Annotated in this window: 14 protein-coding genes and 1 tRNA gene; 7 read left to right on the top strand and 8 right to left on the bottom strand. The window is 45.0% G+C overall.

From position 1 onward, the window contains the following. Positions 1-20: 20 nt before the first annotated feature. Positions 21-167 carry a DUF2256 domain-containing protein gene (locus tag R7P69_RS04570; protein ID WP_005374142.1) on the top strand — a complete coding sequence of 49 codons (147 nt, stop codon included), beginning with the start codon at positions 21-23 and terminating at the stop codon, positions 165-167. Between the two features lie 61 nt (positions 168-228). Here R7P69_RS04570 and R7P69_RS04565 read toward each other — a convergent pair whose 3' ends face one another. From R7P69_RS04565 to R7P69_RS04555, 3 genes are read right to left on the bottom strand one after another with little or no spacing between them, the layout of a single operon-like run. Next, entirely contained in the window at positions 229-939 is a 711-nt protein-coding gene (locus R7P69_RS04565) for an SDR family oxidoreductase (RefSeq protein ID WP_047102817.1), read from the bottom strand. Beyond that, positions 939-2,483: a cryptochrome/photolyase family protein gene (locus R7P69_RS04560; RefSeq protein ID WP_238952786.1), complete on the bottom strand. Its 1,545-nt coding sequence runs from the start codon at positions 2,481-2,483 to the stop codon at positions 939-941. Before R7P69_RS04560 ends, R7P69_RS04565 begins: the two co-directional genes overlap by 1 nt. Further along, entirely contained in the window at positions 2,483-3,835 is a 1,353-nt protein-coding gene (locus R7P69_RS04555) for a DASH family cryptochrome (RefSeq protein WP_238952787.1), read from the bottom strand. The genes R7P69_RS04560 and R7P69_RS04555 overlap by 1 nt, the downstream gene beginning before the upstream one ends. 349 nt (positions 3,836-4,184) lie before the next feature. Between R7P69_RS04555 and R7P69_RS04550 the strand changes: the two genes are divergently transcribed. After that, on the top strand, positions 4,185-5,198 hold the full coding sequence (locus R7P69_RS04550) for a GGDEF domain-containing protein (protein ID WP_138939787.1): 1,014 nt from the start codon (positions 4,185-4,187) through the stop codon (positions 5,196-5,198). A 90-nt stretch (positions 5,199-5,288) separates the two neighbouring features. Here R7P69_RS04550 and R7P69_RS04545 read toward each other — a convergent pair whose 3' ends face one another. After that, positions 5,289-5,867 (bottom strand): malate synthase, encoded by a 579-nt coding sequence (locus R7P69_RS04545; protein ID WP_005374156.1) that lies wholly within the window; start codon positions 5,865-5,867, stop codon positions 5,289-5,291. A 174-nt stretch (positions 5,868-6,041) separates the two neighbouring features. On the opposite strand from R7P69_RS04545, the gene R7P69_RS04540 reads away from it, so the two are divergent. Beyond that, positions 6,042-7,598, top strand: coding sequence for a DUF3612 domain-containing protein (locus R7P69_RS04540; RefSeq protein WP_238952788.1), 1,557 nt, complete (start codon positions 6,042-6,044; stop codon positions 7,596-7,598). A 387-nt stretch (positions 7,599-7,985) separates the two neighbouring features. Here R7P69_RS04540 and R7P69_RS04535 read toward each other — a convergent pair whose 3' ends face one another. Further along, positions 7,986-9,341: a diguanylate cyclase gene (locus tag R7P69_RS04535; protein ID WP_047102821.1), complete on the bottom strand. Its 1,356-nt coding sequence runs from the start codon at positions 9,339-9,341 to the stop codon at positions 7,986-7,988. A 132-nt stretch (positions 9,342-9,473) separates the two neighbouring features. Here R7P69_RS04535 and R7P69_RS04530 point away from each other — a divergent pair, with 132 nt between their 5' ends. Both R7P69_RS04530 and R7P69_RS04525 read left to right on the top strand, forming a co-directional pair. Further along, complete coding sequence (locus tag R7P69_RS04530) at positions 9,474-10,079, top strand: alpha-ketoglutarate-dependent dioxygenase AlkB family protein (RefSeq protein WP_213963830.1); 606 nt, start codon at positions 9,474-9,476, stop codon at positions 10,077-10,079. A 69-nt stretch (positions 10,080-10,148) separates the two neighbouring features. Continuing rightward, a complete protein-coding gene (locus tag R7P69_RS04525) occupies positions 10,149-11,237 on the top strand; it encodes a DUF3541 domain-containing protein (RefSeq protein ID WP_213963611.1) in 1,089 nt (362 codons plus the stop codon). Positions 11,238-11,291: 54 nt separating this feature from the next. Here R7P69_RS04525 and R7P69_RS04520 read toward each other — a convergent pair whose 3' ends face one another. Next, positions 11,292-12,500, bottom strand: coding sequence for a NupC/NupG family nucleoside CNT transporter (locus tag R7P69_RS04520; RefSeq protein ID WP_017635515.1), 1,209 nt, complete (start codon positions 12,498-12,500; stop codon positions 11,292-11,294). A 559-nt stretch (positions 12,501-13,059) separates the two neighbouring features. On the opposite strand from R7P69_RS04520, the gene R7P69_RS04515 reads away from it, so the two are divergent. Together R7P69_RS04515 and R7P69_RS04510 are read left to right on the top strand one after the other, a co-directional pair. Continuing rightward, positions 13,060-13,143: transfer RNA gene (locus R7P69_RS04515), tRNA-Leu, on the top strand. Between the two features lie 32 nt (positions 13,144-13,175). Then, positions 13,176-13,787 (top strand): DUF2913 family protein, encoded by a 612-nt coding sequence (locus R7P69_RS04510; RefSeq protein ID WP_213963610.1) that lies wholly within the window; start codon positions 13,176-13,178, stop codon positions 13,785-13,787. 78 nt (positions 13,788-13,865) lie between these two features. Here R7P69_RS04510 and R7P69_RS04505 read toward each other — a convergent pair whose 3' ends face one another. After that, on the bottom strand, positions 13,866-15,266 hold the full coding sequence (locus R7P69_RS04505) for a tryptophanase (protein WP_213963609.1): 1,401 nt from the start codon (positions 15,264-15,266) through the stop codon (positions 13,866-13,868). A gap of 298 nt (positions 15,267-15,564) precedes the next feature. Then, on the bottom strand, positions 15,565-16,809 hold the full coding sequence (locus tag R7P69_RS04500; RefSeq protein WP_238952789.1) for an NADH:ubiquinone reductase (Na(+)-transporting) subunit B: 1,245 nt from the start codon (positions 16,807-16,809) through the stop codon (positions 15,565-15,567). Positions 16,810-16,845: the final 36 nt, after the last annotated feature.

Here is a 16,845-nt window from a genome sequence, read left to right as displayed (position 1 = left end):
AGGAGTGAACATTCAGAGCGATGAAAGGTTTTAAATCCAACCTTCCCATGAAAGTCTGTCCGGTCTGTCAGCGCCCATTTTCTTGGAGAAAGAAGTGGGCGCGAAATTGGGAGGAAATCGTTTATTGTTCTGAGCGTTGCCGAAGAAATAAATCAACGAAAACGTAGGTCACTCCGACCCTCTCTGGAGTATGTTATTTCATTTGTATTAACGTTTGTACGCGTTCTCTTACCAAGGTAATAACGTCCCATCATAAGCCCAAAACGCCCCGCTATCTTGCGGGGTTGCTTTTTCTATCAAGCCTAATAAATCCTTAGCAACTCGCTCTGGCGTGAACAACTTTCCCTCTGGGACATTGGTTTGAAAAGGTGCCGACAAAGCGGTATCTGTGGTGCCAGGGTGAAGTGAAAGCACCGTGCCATGTTTGACCATTCTTTGCCATTCGATCGACATGGTTTTGAGGAACATGTTTAATGCGGCTTTCGATGCTCGATAGCTGTACCAACCACCTAACTGATTATCGCTAATGCTGCCAACTTTGGCTGAAATGGTCGCAAACTTAGGTGCAGTACTGCATTTTAGCTTGGGCGTGAAGTATTTTGCCAACAGTAAACTTGGCAAAGTATTGACCGTGATGGTTTGCTGAAAGAAGTCTGCGTCGAGCGAGCTAAGATTCTTCTCAGGACCTTTCTCTTGGGTGTGCAACATACCAACACAGTTCACCAACCAATCGACGTGTTCAATCTGCTCACTGAACGCTTTTACCTGCTCGTCTTGCGATACATCCACTTGATGCCAAACGACATTTGGGTGTTGCCAATAATCTGGTTGCTGCTTACGATAAGTGGCATGCACGCGCGCTTGAGGGAACCGAGCTGCGGCTTCTCTCACCACTGCCAAACCAATTCCACCATTGCCACCGACGATGAGTATTTCCATCACAAGTTCTCCACGTTTTCTATGTAGTGCTCTGCGGTATCAAGAATCGCTTGGCGTTGCTGTTCTTCCATGTTGTCCCAAGAGCGGAAAATCATCCCGATTCGTGGATTGGCAGCGAGGCGCTTGTCGTGCTTGTTCATAAAGCGCCAATAAAGGCTGTTAAACGGGCACGAACCTTCCCCACTCCTCGCCTTATTGTCGTAATGGCAACCCTTACAGTAGTCGCTCATTTTGTTGATGTAAGAACCACTCGCCGCGTAAGGTTTGGTGCCAACAATGCCGCCATCCGCAAACAATGCCATGCCACGTGTGTTCGGTATTTCAACCCATTCAATTGCATCCACATAGATACCGAGATACCACTCATCCACTTGGTCTGGGTCGATCTCGGTTAGCAAACAAAAGTTACCTGTGACCATCAAACGTTGAATGTGGTGTGCGTAGGCATAATCGAGGGACTGACCAATCGCATTGCGCATACAGGCCATTTTGGTTTCGCCACTCCAAAAGAAGTTTGGCAGCTTTCTTTCTGCGCCCAGCTCGTTCTTTTTCGGGTAATGAGGCATGTTCGCCCAGTAGACGCCTCTGATGTATTCTCGCCATCCCAAGATTTGGCGAATAAACCCTTCGACTTGAGAAATGTCGATATCTGCGTTGGAGTGAAATGCCTTGAGTGATGCATCAATGACTTCTCTCGGGTGCAGCAATTTGCTGTTGAGCGAGAATGAAATTCGGCTGTGATACAAGCTCCACTTAGCGTCGTGCTGGCCTGTCATAGCATCTTGAAAACGTCCGAATAACGGCAGACAGACTTGGCAGAAATGCGCGAGTAAAGAGAGGCTTTGCGCGCGATTAATCGGCCACAACAATTCCCCTTCGAGATTTCCGATAGTTTTGATGTCATGTCGTGCCAACCGCTCAGTAATATCGCGCACGTCGGTACTGAACATCAAAGGTTGTGGCAGTTGTTCAATGTCTTTGGCTTTGAGCTTGTTACGGTTATTGGCATCGTAATTCCATTTTCCGCCGACGGGTTTTCCGTCTTGCATCAAGATGTCGAAGCGCTTGCGCATACGGCGGTAAAAGTGCTCCATCATGATGTGTTTGCCTTGAGGAAACTGCGATTCTATCTCTTCAAACGGCAACAAAAAGTGTTCCGAGTCGACACAACGCGTCACGACCCCATCAAGCTTTAGTTTGGCTAACTGCTCCAGAAGACGGTATTCATCCGGGCGTTGATATTCAAACTTACTTGCACCAACTTCACTCGCGTAGTGTTGCAAGACTTGCTCAAGATCGTCGAAGGATTGTGTGTCATCCAACGTGAGGTGCAGAACTTGGTGACCTTCACTCTGACGCTCTTTCGCAAACTGTTCCATTGCGGAAAAGAACGCACACACTTTCTGAATATGATGCGTGACGTAAGTATTCTCTTGCTTGAGCTCCGCAATCAGGTAAAGCACTTGCTCATCCGGTTGCTGAAACCAAGAGTGCTCACTGTTAAGTTGATCGCCCAAGATCAATCGTACGGTTTCAAATTGCATTACGGTTTCTCCGATGACGAAGCTTTGTCACTGCTGCCCATCACAATCGGCCAATCGACCATGTCTACACTATCCAAATGCGCGCCAGGACAACGACCTTGCCACCTATCGATGAACTCCATGTGCGGGTCGTACATTTCGGTTTGCTTTTCGAGGTTGAATTGTCGTGAACCACGCGGATCAGCACCAACGCCTGCTAAGTATTGCCAATTTCCCCAGTTTGATGCCACATCGTAATCGACCAGTTGTGACTCAAAGTACGCCGCGCCATAACGCCAATCGAGGCCAAGCTCATGCACCAAACAACTGGCAACTAACTGTCTGCCACGATTCGACATATAACCCGTTTCATTAAGTTGGTGCATACACGCATTGACGATAGGAAATGGCGTTTCACCTTTCTTCCATTGTTGAAAACGGTGCGCGTAAAAGCTGGTGAGTGGTGCTCGATTTTGGATGCCACCGAATCGGAAGAGCTGTCGCTTGTGTCGACGGGCATACCAATAAAAGTATTCACGCCAAAGCAGTTCGAAGTAAATCCAGTAGGTTGAATCATTTGCACCATTCTCCGCTTCATAACGTTTCAACATGGCATAAATAGTTTTCGGAGAAACGCACCCATGAGCTAACCAAGGAGAGAACTTGGTGGAGTAATCCATGCCATCTAAACCGTTGCGTGTTTGTTTGTATTCACTGGCTAGTGTGGAAGCAAAATACTGGCGACAATGTTCAAGCCCGCGGCTTTCTCCACCATGAAACGCAGCTTTTGCGTCAAAGTAATATGCAGTAACGGAAGGAAGATTCACACCTAAAGGAATTGGAGGTAACGAACGGATACTCTCGTGGGGCCGAGAGATGTCTAAACCTTCAACTTGCTTTCTAAACTGCGTGAAAGTGGTAGGCAGATTGCTCAAGTCAAATGGCAGTTGTTCTTCCCTTAACAGGGTCCGGATTGCTTGCTGTTTTATTTTTACATGAGAAGCGCCTACAGCTACGCGATCTAACGCTTGTTGCTCATCCGAACCGGGAAAGGCGTCAGCATATATATGTGTGACGCCGAAGCGATTAACAGCATACTTGATTGCTTGATCGGGCGTTAGTTCAACCGCCCATAATCGCTGACCAAGGTGATTCAAAGATTGATTGAGTTCACTAAGCGATGAGTCGAGAAACTGCAATTTCGCGCGCCCGAAAGAGGCTTCCTGCGCAAAGTGATGCAAGTAAGGCGTCATTGAAGGGTAGCAATACAAGCAAATTAACTCGTCCATTTCTACACTGGCGCTTTTCAACAGTGGGTTGTCGTGCAATCGCAAGTCGTTCGTGAACCAATAAAGTCCTATTTTCTTTTTCAATTCGCACCCTCAGATGTTAATTCTTCGTCTACGAGTTCTTTTCACGGAGACCCTGACGTTAAGCCTTTTGATTTACTTGCTTTTATACGAAAACGAGAGTTTGACGATCATTAGGTTACTAACGTTCACACGGAATCCATTTGCTGGATATCTCAAAACACGCAATACCACCAAATGCCTGTACATGTTTCATACTGATATTTTATAAAATTTGAATCCAACGGTATTGATCACGATCTTAATCACTCATTTTCTATATAAACCATGCAAAAGTGATAAAAATTAAAGCGACATTAGTTAATATCCGTTAATCTAAGCCCAATCCCATTTTGCTAGTACCATCGCAGAAATGACCGACGAGTTTAAGAAATCAACCGCTAATTTAAAAAAAGCGGTCCCACTGATGATCAAAAACCATGTTGCTGCCACGCCAGCCAACTACGCGCTTTGGTATACCTACGTTGACAAGACCATTCCAGAACTCAACTTTGAGTTAGACACGGTGTTAGAAAACTACGGTATTTGCCCGCCAGCAACCAATAAACAGCTTTACAACAACTATGTGGCCAGCAAAGCAGAAACCAGCCTTGAAGATCTTAGAACCAATGTAGAAGTTCTGCTACATGAAGTATCCAGTTCAATGAGCGATACGATTTTAGATACTTCCTCCTTTTCTGAGATGGTAGACAAAAGCTTTAATAAACTGGAAAAAGTTGAGGACAATAGCCTAAGCATTGAAGAAGTGATGGTGGTGATTCGTCAACTTGTCGCAGAGTCACACGAAATTCGTCACTCAACAAAGTTTTTGAATAGCCAATTGACTAACGCGAGTGAAGAAATTTCTCGCCTCAAAAATCAACTGGCTGAAGTACAGCAAGATGCGTTGTTCGATGGTTTGTCAAACCTATACAACCGCCGAGCATTTGACAAAGATCTCTCTTCACTTATCGCATCAAATCAGGCAATGACCTTGATCATGCTTGATATCGATCATTTCAAATCATTTAACGACAATTACGGGCACCTTTTTGGCGATACAGTGTTAAAAGCCATTGCCCGCCGGCTACAACAAAGCTGTCGAGATGGAATATGTGCGTACCGTTTTGGTGGTGAAGAATTCGCGCTAATTGTACCTAACAAATCTCTGCGAATTGCTCGCCAATATGCAGACACACTACGCCGGATGATAGAAAAACTGCGTATCAGAGATAAGCGCTCAGGCACACAAGTTCACAGCATTACCGCTTCTTTTGGGGTAGCAGAATTTGAGCCGGGTGATACGCCTGAAGCCTTAATCAATAAAGCCGATAAACAGCTTTATGAAGCAAAACAACTCGGTCGTAACCGCGTGATGCCAATTTAAATAAACTGACTAAGCGAAAACGACTTTTACGATGAAAAAGAAAACCCCGCGACGTAAAGTGCGGGGTTTTTATATCCAATCATGAGTATCTTAATCGACGCTGTAGCAGTAACTTAGAATGTAGTCGTCACCATTTTTTGCGGTATATTCTTTATCTTCACTGCATGCCATCGGCTTACCTTTTTTGTCGCCTTTGATTAGACTTATCCAATGGCGCATCGCGGTTGGTGCATTGCCAGTTAGTTCAGGATGAAACGTCGTGCGAGTTTCCAATTGAATATCGTCAATGTCCACTAATTCCACGCAACCAGTGCCTTTGTGACAGCCAAACAGCACTTCTACATGATTACCCGAATCATCTTTAAACAAAATCGATTTTGGATCTTCCTTTTCACCAGTGTACGCCACGAAGTGTTTTGGGCTTTTCAGGCCGCTGTGTGTACCGTCTTTGAAATAAGCCAAAACATGGCGGTAATCAATCACGTAACTTGATACATCTTGGTGCGACCCGTTCTCCAATGGGAACATGCGGTCAAGCAGTTGCTTCGCTTTTACTTGTTTCTCACTCTGCTGCTCAGCACTTACCGCTTCGACGGCAAATACGGCTTCAGCGATAAATGGGCGTTGTTGTTGTTGCATCTCTTTTTTATCGAAGTTCAGCATATTCATCGTCATATCCTCGCACTTAAAAACTCGTCCTAGAGTAAAAACTTAAATCCTTTATTTAAGTTTCAGGCAATTCTGTGAAGTGGATGGTTAATTTCCTTGCCTGCTCATTATGTAGACTAGCGAAATATTGACTACAATTTCACAACAAAAATTTTACAATGTGAATTTTACAAAATGTCTGTGTCAAAAAGCCTTATTCGTCAGTCTCATTTTCTTGGTACGAAAATTCGTAATCTAAGAAAAAACAACCATTTAACGATGGAGGATTTATCTGCCCGTTGTGTAAGAATTAATCCAGAGTACGCTCCTTCGGTTTCTTACCTTTCGATGATTGAGCGCGGAAAACGCGTACCGAGTATCGATATGCTCGAAGTGATCGCGGAAGTTTTTCAAAAAGATCCTGCGTGGTTTTTAGATGATGAACCCGAATTAGAAGCCATCACACCCAACAAAGGGAATCGTGGTGGGATTAGTGGCATGGCGCTGGAGCCGAGCTTCCTGTTCTCCAATGATATTCTTCAAATCGCGATACCAGAAATGCTCTCCCAAACAGGTATCACAGGGCGTCAATTCGCCCACTTACTGATCCGCGCACACCAAGAGAACCACCAAAACCATTTCCCAGACTTAGAACGGGCAGCGGAAGAAGTGGGCTTAAAGCGACTTAATCTGTCAGTGGAAGATCTGATCGACATTGCAAAAAGCATGGGGTTGGATATTCGCTGGGTAGACCGAGCGCCACAAGATGTGATTGATGAACTGGGCGTCAGCGCCAAACAGTTGATTACGTCTTTCATGGAGCCACCTGGGACTATTTATCTCAATAAACGAATGCGTGACTATCCAACCCGATTGAAGTATGACTTGGCGGTATATATCGGCCATCGAGTGCTCCATAGCAGCGATGCAATGAATAACGTTTTATCTATCGGGCATCAAAACAATTGGGAGCAAATGGACAGCCCTGTGTCGAACTCTGAACTCAATTCGCAAGATATCCTGCAAGCTTGGCGTGATTTTGAGTCCAGCTTCTTTGCCGGTGCCCTACTCTGCCCCAAAGTACCCTTTCGTCAGTTGCTTGACCGTTCTGGTTACGAGGTTGATGTTCACAAAAAGGCGGGGGTTTCTCCTTCCGTTGCAATGCGTCGCATGACGGTGGTCTCGCCTTACCCTCATTGGCACTATTTTGATGCCTATGGCCCTGGCAAGTTAAAAGCCGTGTATCGCGGAAATGGTATTCCATTGCCTTGGGGCAACATGCGCAAAGTGAACGACCCTTGCCAGCACTGGGCCGTATTCCGACGCCTTTCCCAGCCTTTGGATACAAGTTCAGCGCAAATTTCGATTTTAAATGTTGGTGACGAGCCACGTATCTACTGCTGCGAATCGGTCAACGTATTTGATCCTGCGGGGAATAATCGGGTGCTATGTGCCGGTATTGATCTTAACCCTGCCATTTCTGCACAAGGTGGCGATGCCGTTTCCATAGCGGAAGAACTTAAGTCCCTTTGTGTCGCTTCCGGCGGAAGTAGTGTTATTCCTCCCCACATCAAAAAAGACTTAACGACTATCGCTAAGATATTAAACATCAACTGGATAGAGCGCGGGATTCAAACCCAAGCAAGGTTGATCTGCTCCAGAGGGGCGGTTTGTCCAAGACAACCTAGTTGTTACAGCAAGTGCGGAGAAGCTGATGAGACGGGCAACGATGTGAATATCATCAGGCTTTAGAAAGAAAAAACGCCAATCACAATAAACGTGATTGGCGGTATATACTTGTGAACAATTTGTATTCACTAACAACGTCAGTTGGCTAGGTGACCCTCGGCTTAATAAGGGTCACTCTAAGTAAAGCACGATGCGTGCCAACTTTAAAAAAGCCGTTTTTTAGTAGATCCAGATGCATATCGTTGCTTTATTAACCATTAATTTCGCAAACTGCATTTGCAAAATGCAACATTATGCAAATATGCCACTGAATGCACTGCTAATAACGACTCTCTCAGCAAAGTGTCTGTGAACATATGAAGTCACATACTCTTGTACCTCAATGATGATGAGATTTCGGGCTCCCAACTTTACCATTCTTCTAACCCCTTATTGAAACTGGGTTCAGGCTCATCCGCCATGCTTTTGTTGATACATTCTCTCATCGGCTATTTTCATCATTTGCTCAGGAGATGACATTTTCGGGTCAAATATCGCGTACCCAATACTGGCTTTCAAATAGATAAGCGTTTCATCGTAAATGACGGGCGTCGAGCATAGCGCTAATCGAAGTTTTTGTAGAAGGGACTGAACATCTTCTTCCGTTCCAGGGTGATGGACTACAACTAAAAACTCATCACCGCCCATTCTGGCCACGATGTCTGATTTACGCAGAGAGCTTTTTACCCTTTCAGCCGTAGCGATTAAAACTTTGTCACCTGCGTCGTGACCATAGGTATCGTTAATGTGTTTAAACCTATCTAGGTCAATATTAATTAAGGCGAAGCTATAACGCTTTTTATAACGTTTCGCTATTTCGAACTGCTGCTTGTAAAACTTCATAAAATAGCGACGGTTTGGTAAATGCGTGAGTTCATCGTGTAAAGCTCTGTCATCTGCAATGGTATACAGTCGATAAATGGCGAACAGCGCGAGGCTAAGTGCGAATATAATGGGATAGCCGATTACTCTAGCTAAATGCAACTGATGCCAAGAGATTTGGCGATCAGCTTTGCCTCCAGAGAAAACCACCATACTCCACCCACCATAAGGAAAATGAACCATCTCTTTTGCATATGCCATGCTATTTAAACTTTGCGCGCCAAAGAAAGCATCACCAAATGAGCCACCGCTATCGTAACCACGGATCATTAAAGGGTAACGATACGAGAAATCAATTACGCCGGTTTCTCTCATCAGAGCATCGAAATCAATCACCGCACTGATCACTCCCCAGTAGTCCTGATTCATTGGAGGATCAAGAAAAACAGGCACACGCACGATCAAACCTCGGCCACCTTGAATCAAAGTCACTGGCCCTGCGATGAAAATTTCTTGTACATCCTTGGCTTTTTGCACCTGTACCCACTGCTGTGGCACTGCGCGGTAATCAAGGCCGATTAGGCGCTCATTACCTTGGCGTGGAAATACATGACTAATTACATCATTTTTCGCGATACCGATGATTGTAATATGTTTACTTTTATTTAGGATTCGGTGAGCGGCGATACTCAATTCTTCTTCTTGGTTTTTAGGAAGTAAAGTAATGAGTGTCGCTAAAGTACTGGCTTTGTAGATATCCGCCATAAGTACCGCTTCCAAATTGGAACGGAGAATGGAAAGTTGTTCTTTGGCCTCAACTTGAACTCGCTCTTTGTGAAGCTCTTGCTGGTTTCGATTTAACAGCTCAATAACCCCAATACACAAAGCGAAAAAGGTGAGGAAGAACAATGCAAAATAGCATCGCTTTCTGGGTAAATAACGCATTTTCTCCCCACAACTCGTATACAACTACGAGATTTTTTATTTATTGTTAAAATTCTTATTATCACAAGAATAACCAATCATAATCAGAAAGGTAACAGTGATTGACAACTTTTATGTTTTAGGTGTGAGATGATGCATCAACAAGGCGATTTATTTGGCGGCGATCTATGGCAAGAAGTAGAAAGAGGAAAACTTTATTATGATCCTCATTTTCTTAGCCATCTTGAGGCGGATAATTACTTTGACCAACTTCGAAAGACACTGCCATGGCACCAAGAACACATTACTATGTTCGGCAAGTCAGTACTTCAACCTCGCTTACAAGCGTGGCACGGTGATGCAGCATATACTTACTCAGGCTTAACCATGCAGCCTCACCCTTGGACTCCTGAGTTAACTCAGCTCAAAGTGCGTTGTGAATCAGTTGCTGATGTCACTTTTAATTCTGTTCTCGCTAACTTATATCGACACGGCCAAGACTCAATGGGCTGGCACCAAGATAATGAACCAGAGTTAGGTAGAAACCCTGTTATCGCATCTTTGAACTTAGGTGAAACACGTCGATTTTTGCTTAGAAATTTACATTGTAAAACTGAGATTGAATACAAGCTTTCTCACGGCTCCTTACTGATTATGGCTGGCGAGCTTCAGCATCACTGGAAGCACTGCGTACCAAAAACCGCGAAAACCAAAGATGAACGTATCAACCTGACTTTTAGGCAAATTTTTAACTATTGACTCAGCTTTTACATTCTCAATTAATATTGATGGTAGGTTTAGGTTCAGGACTTCATAGGGAATGGATTTATGCGTATTAAACCTCTTAGCTTAACGGTCTTACTCTCTTGCTCACTTACCTTTGCTGCTCAGGCATCACAGGAAGAGGTACCGCTTCTCGATAATACTCAATCAGCGCAGTTGATTCGTAGTACCTACGAACAGGAACTGTTCACTTTCCCGGCGTTTAAAGAGGGCCATTTTGGCTTACGCATGTACCGCCAAACATTAGATGAGAAATATCACGCTGCCATTTGGACCGACATGGCACAAGTAGCCAGCCGGTTAAACCAATTTGCTAATGAAGTTGTTGAACCAGAAGACATCATTCTCTATTCATCTCAAAGGCTGACCACGTATCAAGAAAAAGAAACCGAACGAGGGCAGCGACGCTATACCGTGACTAAACACCATCCTGAGTACCTTTATCTTGGTGTGGATTTGCTTGGCGCAATGGCAAGAGCAAACGAATACGGCCTACAACATAAACAAGACAAAACGCTGAGAAAAATTATTAGGCGCTACGATTTCTCGCGTTACGTTACGGACAAAGAGATGATAGAGGCATGGGCAGCTCAGCTTGCAAACCAAGTCTACTGGCTTCGTCAGCTAGGAGAGCAAGATGTGGTCGAGGAATTCACTCAAACCTTCCGTGACACCTACCCCGACGATAACGATAAGATGCTTTCAGCTCAGCAGTATTGGAACAAACTCTATGGTATGACGCACATCATCTTTGCCGATTCACAGTATTATCAGGAGCGAGTAAGCGAGAAGAAACACCAATGGATTTATGATTACTTTCGCAACAACATCGACACTATCCTACTGCGCGCCAAAGAAGACGTGATTGCGGAAGTCGGCATTTCGTTTTTGTTAGCAGGCTTGGACCATGATCCGGTCGTAAAGAAGACCCGCCAAGCCATTCGTCATGCAATCAACGCAGAAAAAGGGATGATTCCGTCGGTCGACGGTAACTTTGATCTCAAGTACGGCGAACACCGTAACGTGCTAGCCATCATGCTGCTCGATTGGAAAGGGGTACATAAAGCGCCAACTTATCAAGAGCACCCAGAGGCTTTTAAATCGATACCTTACGGCTTAATGCCCAAGCCTTAGAAATAACAAAACCCGCCATTTAGGCGGGTTTTGAGTGTGGATCTTCAATCTAAATTAGAGAGAGATAAAAATTCCCGCTAAGCAAGCACTCATCAGGTTAGCGAGTGTACCAGCAGCAACCGCTTTTAGGCCTAGACTTGCAACATCTTTGCGGCGCTCAGGTGCCATCACGCCGATAGAGCCCAACTGAATCGCAATTGAGCCAATGTTCGCAAAACCACACAACGCAAAAGTGATAATAATTTGAGTATGCTCAGACAGTGTCGCTTTGTGCTGCACAAAATCGATAAACGCAACAAACTCATTCATCACCACTTTCTGACCAATGTATGAACCCGCAGCTAGAATTTCGTGGCTTGGCACACCAATCAACCACGCTAGAGGTGCAAACAAATAACCAAAAATCGCTTGTAGCGTTACGCCAGAGAAACCAAGTATCTCACCCAAGTTTTCTAGCCCCGTGTTCACCATCGCGATAACACTCACGAAAGCGATAAGCATGGTACCAACAGCAACGGCAACTTTCATACCGCCCATGGCACCGCTTGCTAGCGCATCAATTACGTTGCTTTCTTCTGATTTATCTAGCTCAATATTGTTGTAATCGCTTGGCGTTTGACGCTCAGGAACGATGATTTTTGCCATCATCAAACTACCTGGTGCTGCCATAAAGCTTGCCGCGATCAAGTATTTGAGGTCGACCCCTAAACCAGCATAACCACCAAGCACACTGCCCGCCACTGAAGCCATACCACCAGCCATCACAGCAAACAGTTCAGAGCGAGTCATGTTAGAAAGAAATGGACGAATAAGAAGTGGTGACTCGCCTTGAGATAAGAAAATGTTCCCTGTTGCAACCAAAGACTCTGCTTTACTCGTACCCAAGAACTTCTGGATAGCGCCGCCAATAAATTGAATCACTTTTTGCATAATGCCCAAATAGTAAAGGGCGGAGATAAGAGCACTGAAGAAGATGATGATAGGAAGGACACGAATAGCGAAGATAAAGCCAGAAGAAGCGAGGTCACCAAAGAGGAATTTAATCCCTTCATCAGCAAAGCTGAGTAGCCCCGCGACACCATTACTTAAACTCGCTAGCGCCGCTTGACCCAACGGGAAATAGAGCACTAACGCAGCAAACCCCATTTGTAGCATCAAGGCGCGAGATACAGTTTTCCAATTAATGGAAGAACGACCCTCAGAAAGTAGGAAAGCACAACCTAGCAGTGCAACAATACCAAATAGACTAAATAGAACACTCATGAGCTGGACCTACTAAACGTTGAAAAAGAAAAAAGAGCCAAAGGAATTGGCAGAAGAAAGGGACAACGCAGCGAGTGATAACTCACTTTTAGATCCAGAATGCAGACAGAACGAATAGTTCGACATCTTATTTTTACCTTATACAAGCAATTGAACGTAGCTGGTCCGGTCCGTGGGGTCATTCACTGCTGGCGAGCATGTTGCTTGGCCTGCTCCATGTGACGGCTTGTATGGGTAAGGGTCCTGAACAACTAAACCCTAATTCCCGCTTAAACGGGACGCAAGTATAGCCAACAAAAAGAGATATTCATCACATTTATTTACGCAAACGTTCAAGCGTTCAAAATTTAGGCAAAAGCACTCTTTTGTCGTCATACTATTAATAAAAGTAAGGGCATAAGGATAGGCGTTGATGGTAAAAAACATAAAAGTGACCAATAAATATGCAATCAAACTCGAAAGAGCCAAAATTCGTCATTTTGCTCTCGCCAACAGGTGGATTTTGGTTATAATTCGCGTTGCTTCTTTCGAGGCCTCTGAGTATTCAGAGCATCATGATGCCGAGATGGTGAAATTGGTAGACACGCTAGCATGAGGTGCTAGTGCCTTTGGTGTGAGGGTTCGAGTCCCTCTCTCGGCACCATTATCCTTCTTCCCTAATTTTGTTCGAGTGTAATGCAAAGTTCTAAGCAGGCGAGACAGTCTACAGATGCTAATCAACTTCTGAGTGAGCTTGCGGTTCACGCTTTATTACACCTGCACTTTAAAATTCACGCGTCCTCGCATGGCCTCTCCCTTAAAGAACGTAATGACTTACTTCAGAAATGGCTGAAACCAAAACTGAAGAGTAATCGCTATAAGCTGATTAAAAAGCCGTTAAAGTCTTTGACTCAGCAGGCAAAAGGTGAGAACGGAAATCTGGAAGTATTACTCGAGCGCTGCGTCGGTGCAGACAAACCCAGCAACCCTCACCCCGATCTAGATAGCTACTTGCTGCTGATCAACGAGATTGAGAAGAAACTGGGGACTACCGTGTTATTATCGCGACCGGAAGACGTCGACTTATCTCACGACCAACACGGCTGTTTGCTGTGTGTGCTTTCTGAGAACTTAAATCAGCACTTCGATGATAATAACGCCCTAATCGCTCCTATTTCGATGCTGTTCCGCGGACCAATGAGTCAACGCTCACTTTTCCTTGGCAGCATTTACGCCAGTGGTACCTTCAATTATGAAGTTCAGTATCAAGACGACCAGTTCGTTCGCATCACATTAGAGTTAGCGTAACTGTAACGCTAAGAAATAAACGAATCGAAAAAGGCCGTGAAACTCGCGGCCTTTTGCTTATCTAGATTTAAACTTGAGTTAATCGACCTCTTTAAATCGAGCAGTAAAGTGGCGCAGCACTGGTGGCTCGTACTCGAAAGTGAGCCCTTTTAACTCATGTGCACGATTTTTCAGTTCGATAATCGCATCCGCAATGTAATCCATATGATCGTTTGTGTAGACACGACGTGGAATGGTCAAACGCATCAACTCAAGCTCTGACGCTTTTTGTTTACCCGTTTCCGGATCTCGACCAAGCAGCAACGATCCTATCTCTACTGCTCGAATACCCGCTTCCAAGTACAAAGCATTACACAATACCTGCGCAGGAAACTGATCCGCTGGAATATGTGGCAAAATCTTAGCGGCATCCACAAACACCGCATGACCACCCGTTGGGTATTGAATCGGAATACCGCCTTCACGTAAGCGCTCACCTAAGTATTGAACTTGGCTAATTCTATAGTGAAGAAAATCCTCATCCGCGGCTTCATACAAACCGCGAGCGAGCGCTTCCATATCACGCCCAGCCATGCCGCCGTATGTTACAAATCCTTCCATGGGTACGCAGCGCGTCTGCACCGCCTGGAACAACTCCTTATGATCACGAATACAACACATGCCACCAATGTTTACCATCGGGTCTTTCTTAGCTGACATGGTGAGCATATCACCGTACTGGTACATCTCACGGATGATTTCCAGAATCGATTTATTCTCGTAACCCGCTTCACGCTGCTTGATAAAGTAGGCGTTCTCACAGTAACGAGCCGAGTCAATCACCACTGGAATATCGTACTTGGTTGCAATCTCGTACACACTGCGCATGTTTTCCATCGACACAGGCTGACCACCGGAGCTATTACAAGTAATCGTGGTGATAATTGCACAAATGTTATGCGAACCGTGCGCTTCAATTGTTGCCACCAGCTTATCGATATCAAAATTGCCCTTCCAATCATAAGGCGTAGTGGTGTCGAATGCTTCTTCCGTTACCACGTTAATCGCTTTACCGCCATTGAGTTCAATGTGACCCGCTGTGGTATCAAAATGGTAGTTCGAGATAAATACTGGCGTTTCGCCACCACGCACCTGACGCATACGCTCAATCAAAGCTGGGAACAAAATTTGCTCGGCACCACGCCCTTGGTGTGCAGGCACGGTGAGCTTATAACCGAAGAAGTGCTCCACTGCATCACACAGGTTGTAGTAATTTCGACTCCCCGCATAGGATTCATCCCCCATCATGATGCCAGCCCACTGATTATCACTCATGGCACCAGTGCCAGAGTCAGTCAGCAAATCGATATAAACATCATCACTACGAAGAAGAAATGGATTATAGCCCGCTTCTTTTAACGCGACTTCACGGTCTGCCAAAGTCGTCATTTTGATTGGCTCAACCATTTTGATACGGAAAGGTTCTGGAATACGTTTCATTGTTAATTTCCTTATACGCATTGCCCTACGCAGTTTCACGTAAGACTAAAAAACAAATAGATAGAATGCTTTTCAATGCGATTGCATTGAGGAAATCAACGAGAAGAGATTTTACTAAGAAGAGACAAGCAGTAGTCTAGGTTATACCAGAACGACAGCACCAAACGGCTATCGAGAATATCCTTTATTCTCATCGTCTTCGTCCTCCTGATAAAAATAAAAAGTCAGAAACCCCATGTCTCTGACCTTTTCAATATAGTGCAGTTTTCAATCAATTTTCAGTGAGGTCACCCTCATTTTAAGAAGGTCTCGCCCTTTTCATTCTGCGTTTGATATTACTTTCTTTGACTAGGTAATCGAAAAGTGGCGCGAATAAGTTAGCAAATAGAATCGCTAACATGATGCCTTCTGGATAAGCCGGGTTCAGCACTCGGATAAAAATCGTCATCACGCCGATTAATAGTCCGTATGCCCATTTCCCGTTATTGGTAAAAGCTGCCGAGACAGGGTCTGTCGCCATAAAGAAGGTACCAAACGCAACCCCACCAATCACGAAGTGCCAGTAGAACGGCATGGAGAACATGGGGTTAGAGTCTGAACCGATCGCATTCAATAGTAGTGAAGCTCCGATTAAACCGACCAACACGCCCGCAACAATTCTCCACGATGCAATCTTCATAAAGATGAGAACCAAGCCTGTTAGTGCGATCAACAACGTGGAGACTTCACCCATCGAGCCTGGTAAATTACCAACAAAAGCATCTCCCCATGAAATTGTTTGTCCTGTCATATTATTTATCAAAGCACTTTGCCCGCCTTCATACCATTGACTAAGTGGAGTAGCGCCAGAGTAACCATCAGCCGCGACCCACACAGCACCACCGGACATGTTGGCAGGATAGGCAAAGTATAAGAACGCGCGCCCTGCTAAAGCTGGATTTAGGAAGTTTCGTCCAGTACCACCAAAAATCTCCTTCGCCACAACAATACCGAAAGTGATACCTAAAGCCGCTTGCCATAGTGGAATTGTCGGAGGAAGGATCAGCGCAAAGAGTATAGAGCTGACAAAAAAGCCTTCATTTACCTCATGCTCTCGCACAATAGCAAACAGAACTTCCCAGAAACCACCAACGATAAACACCGTCGCATAAACTGGAAGAAAGTAAGCAGCACCAAGCCACATTTTACTTCCCCACCCCGCTTGTGAAACCGCATCTAACGAGCCCCATACCCAACTCAGTTGCCATGAAGAAACAAGCGCTTGCTGAGCTGAGGCTTGATCCATTCCATACAACAAGGCATCACTCGCTTGCTGGCCTATGTTGTACATACCCCAGAACATGGCAGGGAAGACCGCCAGCCACACCATGATCATAATACGTTTTAAATCGATGCTATCTCGAACGTGAGTCATGCCCTGGTTTACCTTACCAGGCGTGTAAAAAATGGTTTCGACAGCTTCGAAAAGTGGGTAGAACTTGTGATACTTCCCACCTGGACCAAACTTAGGTGTCGCTTTCTCAAAGTAATGTTTAAGGCTCATAACGCTCCTCCTTTATCTAAAAGATGGTACGCACAT

It is taken from the genome of Vibrio sp. 661, from assembly GCF_033339315.1.
GTDB classification, from domain to species: domain Bacteria; phylum Pseudomonadota; class Gammaproteobacteria; order Enterobacterales; family Vibrionaceae; genus Vibrio; species Vibrio alginolyticus.
The sequence above is the reverse complement of the archived record's forward strand: the minus strand, read 5'-3'. Positions and strand labels throughout refer to the sequence as shown.

What these genes read in the sequence shown, in the direction of transcription:
- R7P69_RS04570 (WP_005374142.1), top strand. Translation starts at nt 21, where the DNA reads ATGAAAGGTTTTAAATCCAACCTTCCCATGAAAGTCTGTCCGGTCTGT.
- R7P69_RS04565 (WP_047102817.1), bottom strand. Translation starts at nt 939, where the DNA reads ATGGAAATACTCATCGTCGGTGGCAATGGTGGAATTGGTTTGGCAGTG.
- R7P69_RS04560 (WP_238952786.1), bottom strand. Translation starts at nt 2,483, where the DNA reads ATGCAATTTGAAACCGTACGATTGATCTTGGGCGATCAACTTAACAGT.
- R7P69_RS04550 (WP_138939787.1), top strand. Translation starts at nt 4,185, where the DNA reads ATGACCGACGAGTTTAAGAAATCAACCGCTAATTTAAAAAAAGCGGTC.
- R7P69_RS04545 (WP_005374156.1), bottom strand. Translation starts at nt 5,867, where the DNA reads ATGAATATGCTGAACTTCGATAAAAAAGAGATGCAACAACAACAACGC.
- R7P69_RS04540 (WP_238952788.1), top strand. Translation starts at nt 6,042, where the DNA reads ATGTCTGTGTCAAAAAGCCTTATTCGTCAGTCTCATTTTCTTGGTACG.
- R7P69_RS04535 (WP_047102821.1), bottom strand. Translation starts at nt 9,341, where the DNA reads ATGCGTTATTTACCCAGAAAGCGATGCTATTTTGCATTGTTCTTCCTC.
- R7P69_RS04530 (WP_213963830.1), top strand. Translation starts at nt 9,474, where the DNA reads ATGCATCAACAAGGCGATTTATTTGGCGGCGATCTATGGCAAGAAGTA.
- R7P69_RS04525 (WP_213963611.1), top strand. Translation starts at nt 10,149, where the DNA reads ATGCGTATTAAACCTCTTAGCTTAACGGTCTTACTCTCTTGCTCACTT.
- R7P69_RS04520 (WP_017635515.1), bottom strand. Translation starts at nt 12,500, where the DNA reads ATGAGTGTTCTATTTAGTCTATTTGGTATTGTTGCACTGCTAGGTTGT.
- R7P69_RS04510 (WP_213963610.1), top strand. Translation starts at nt 13,176, where the DNA reads ATGCAAAGTTCTAAGCAGGCGAGACAGTCTACAGATGCTAATCAACTT.
- R7P69_RS04505 (WP_213963609.1), bottom strand. Translation starts at nt 15,266, where the DNA reads ATGAAACGTATTCCAGAACCTTTCCGTATCAAAATGGTTGAGCCAATC.
- R7P69_RS04500 (WP_238952789.1), bottom strand. Translation starts at nt 16,809, where the DNA reads ATGAGCCTTAAACATTACTTTGAGAAAGCGACACCTAAGTTTGGTCCA.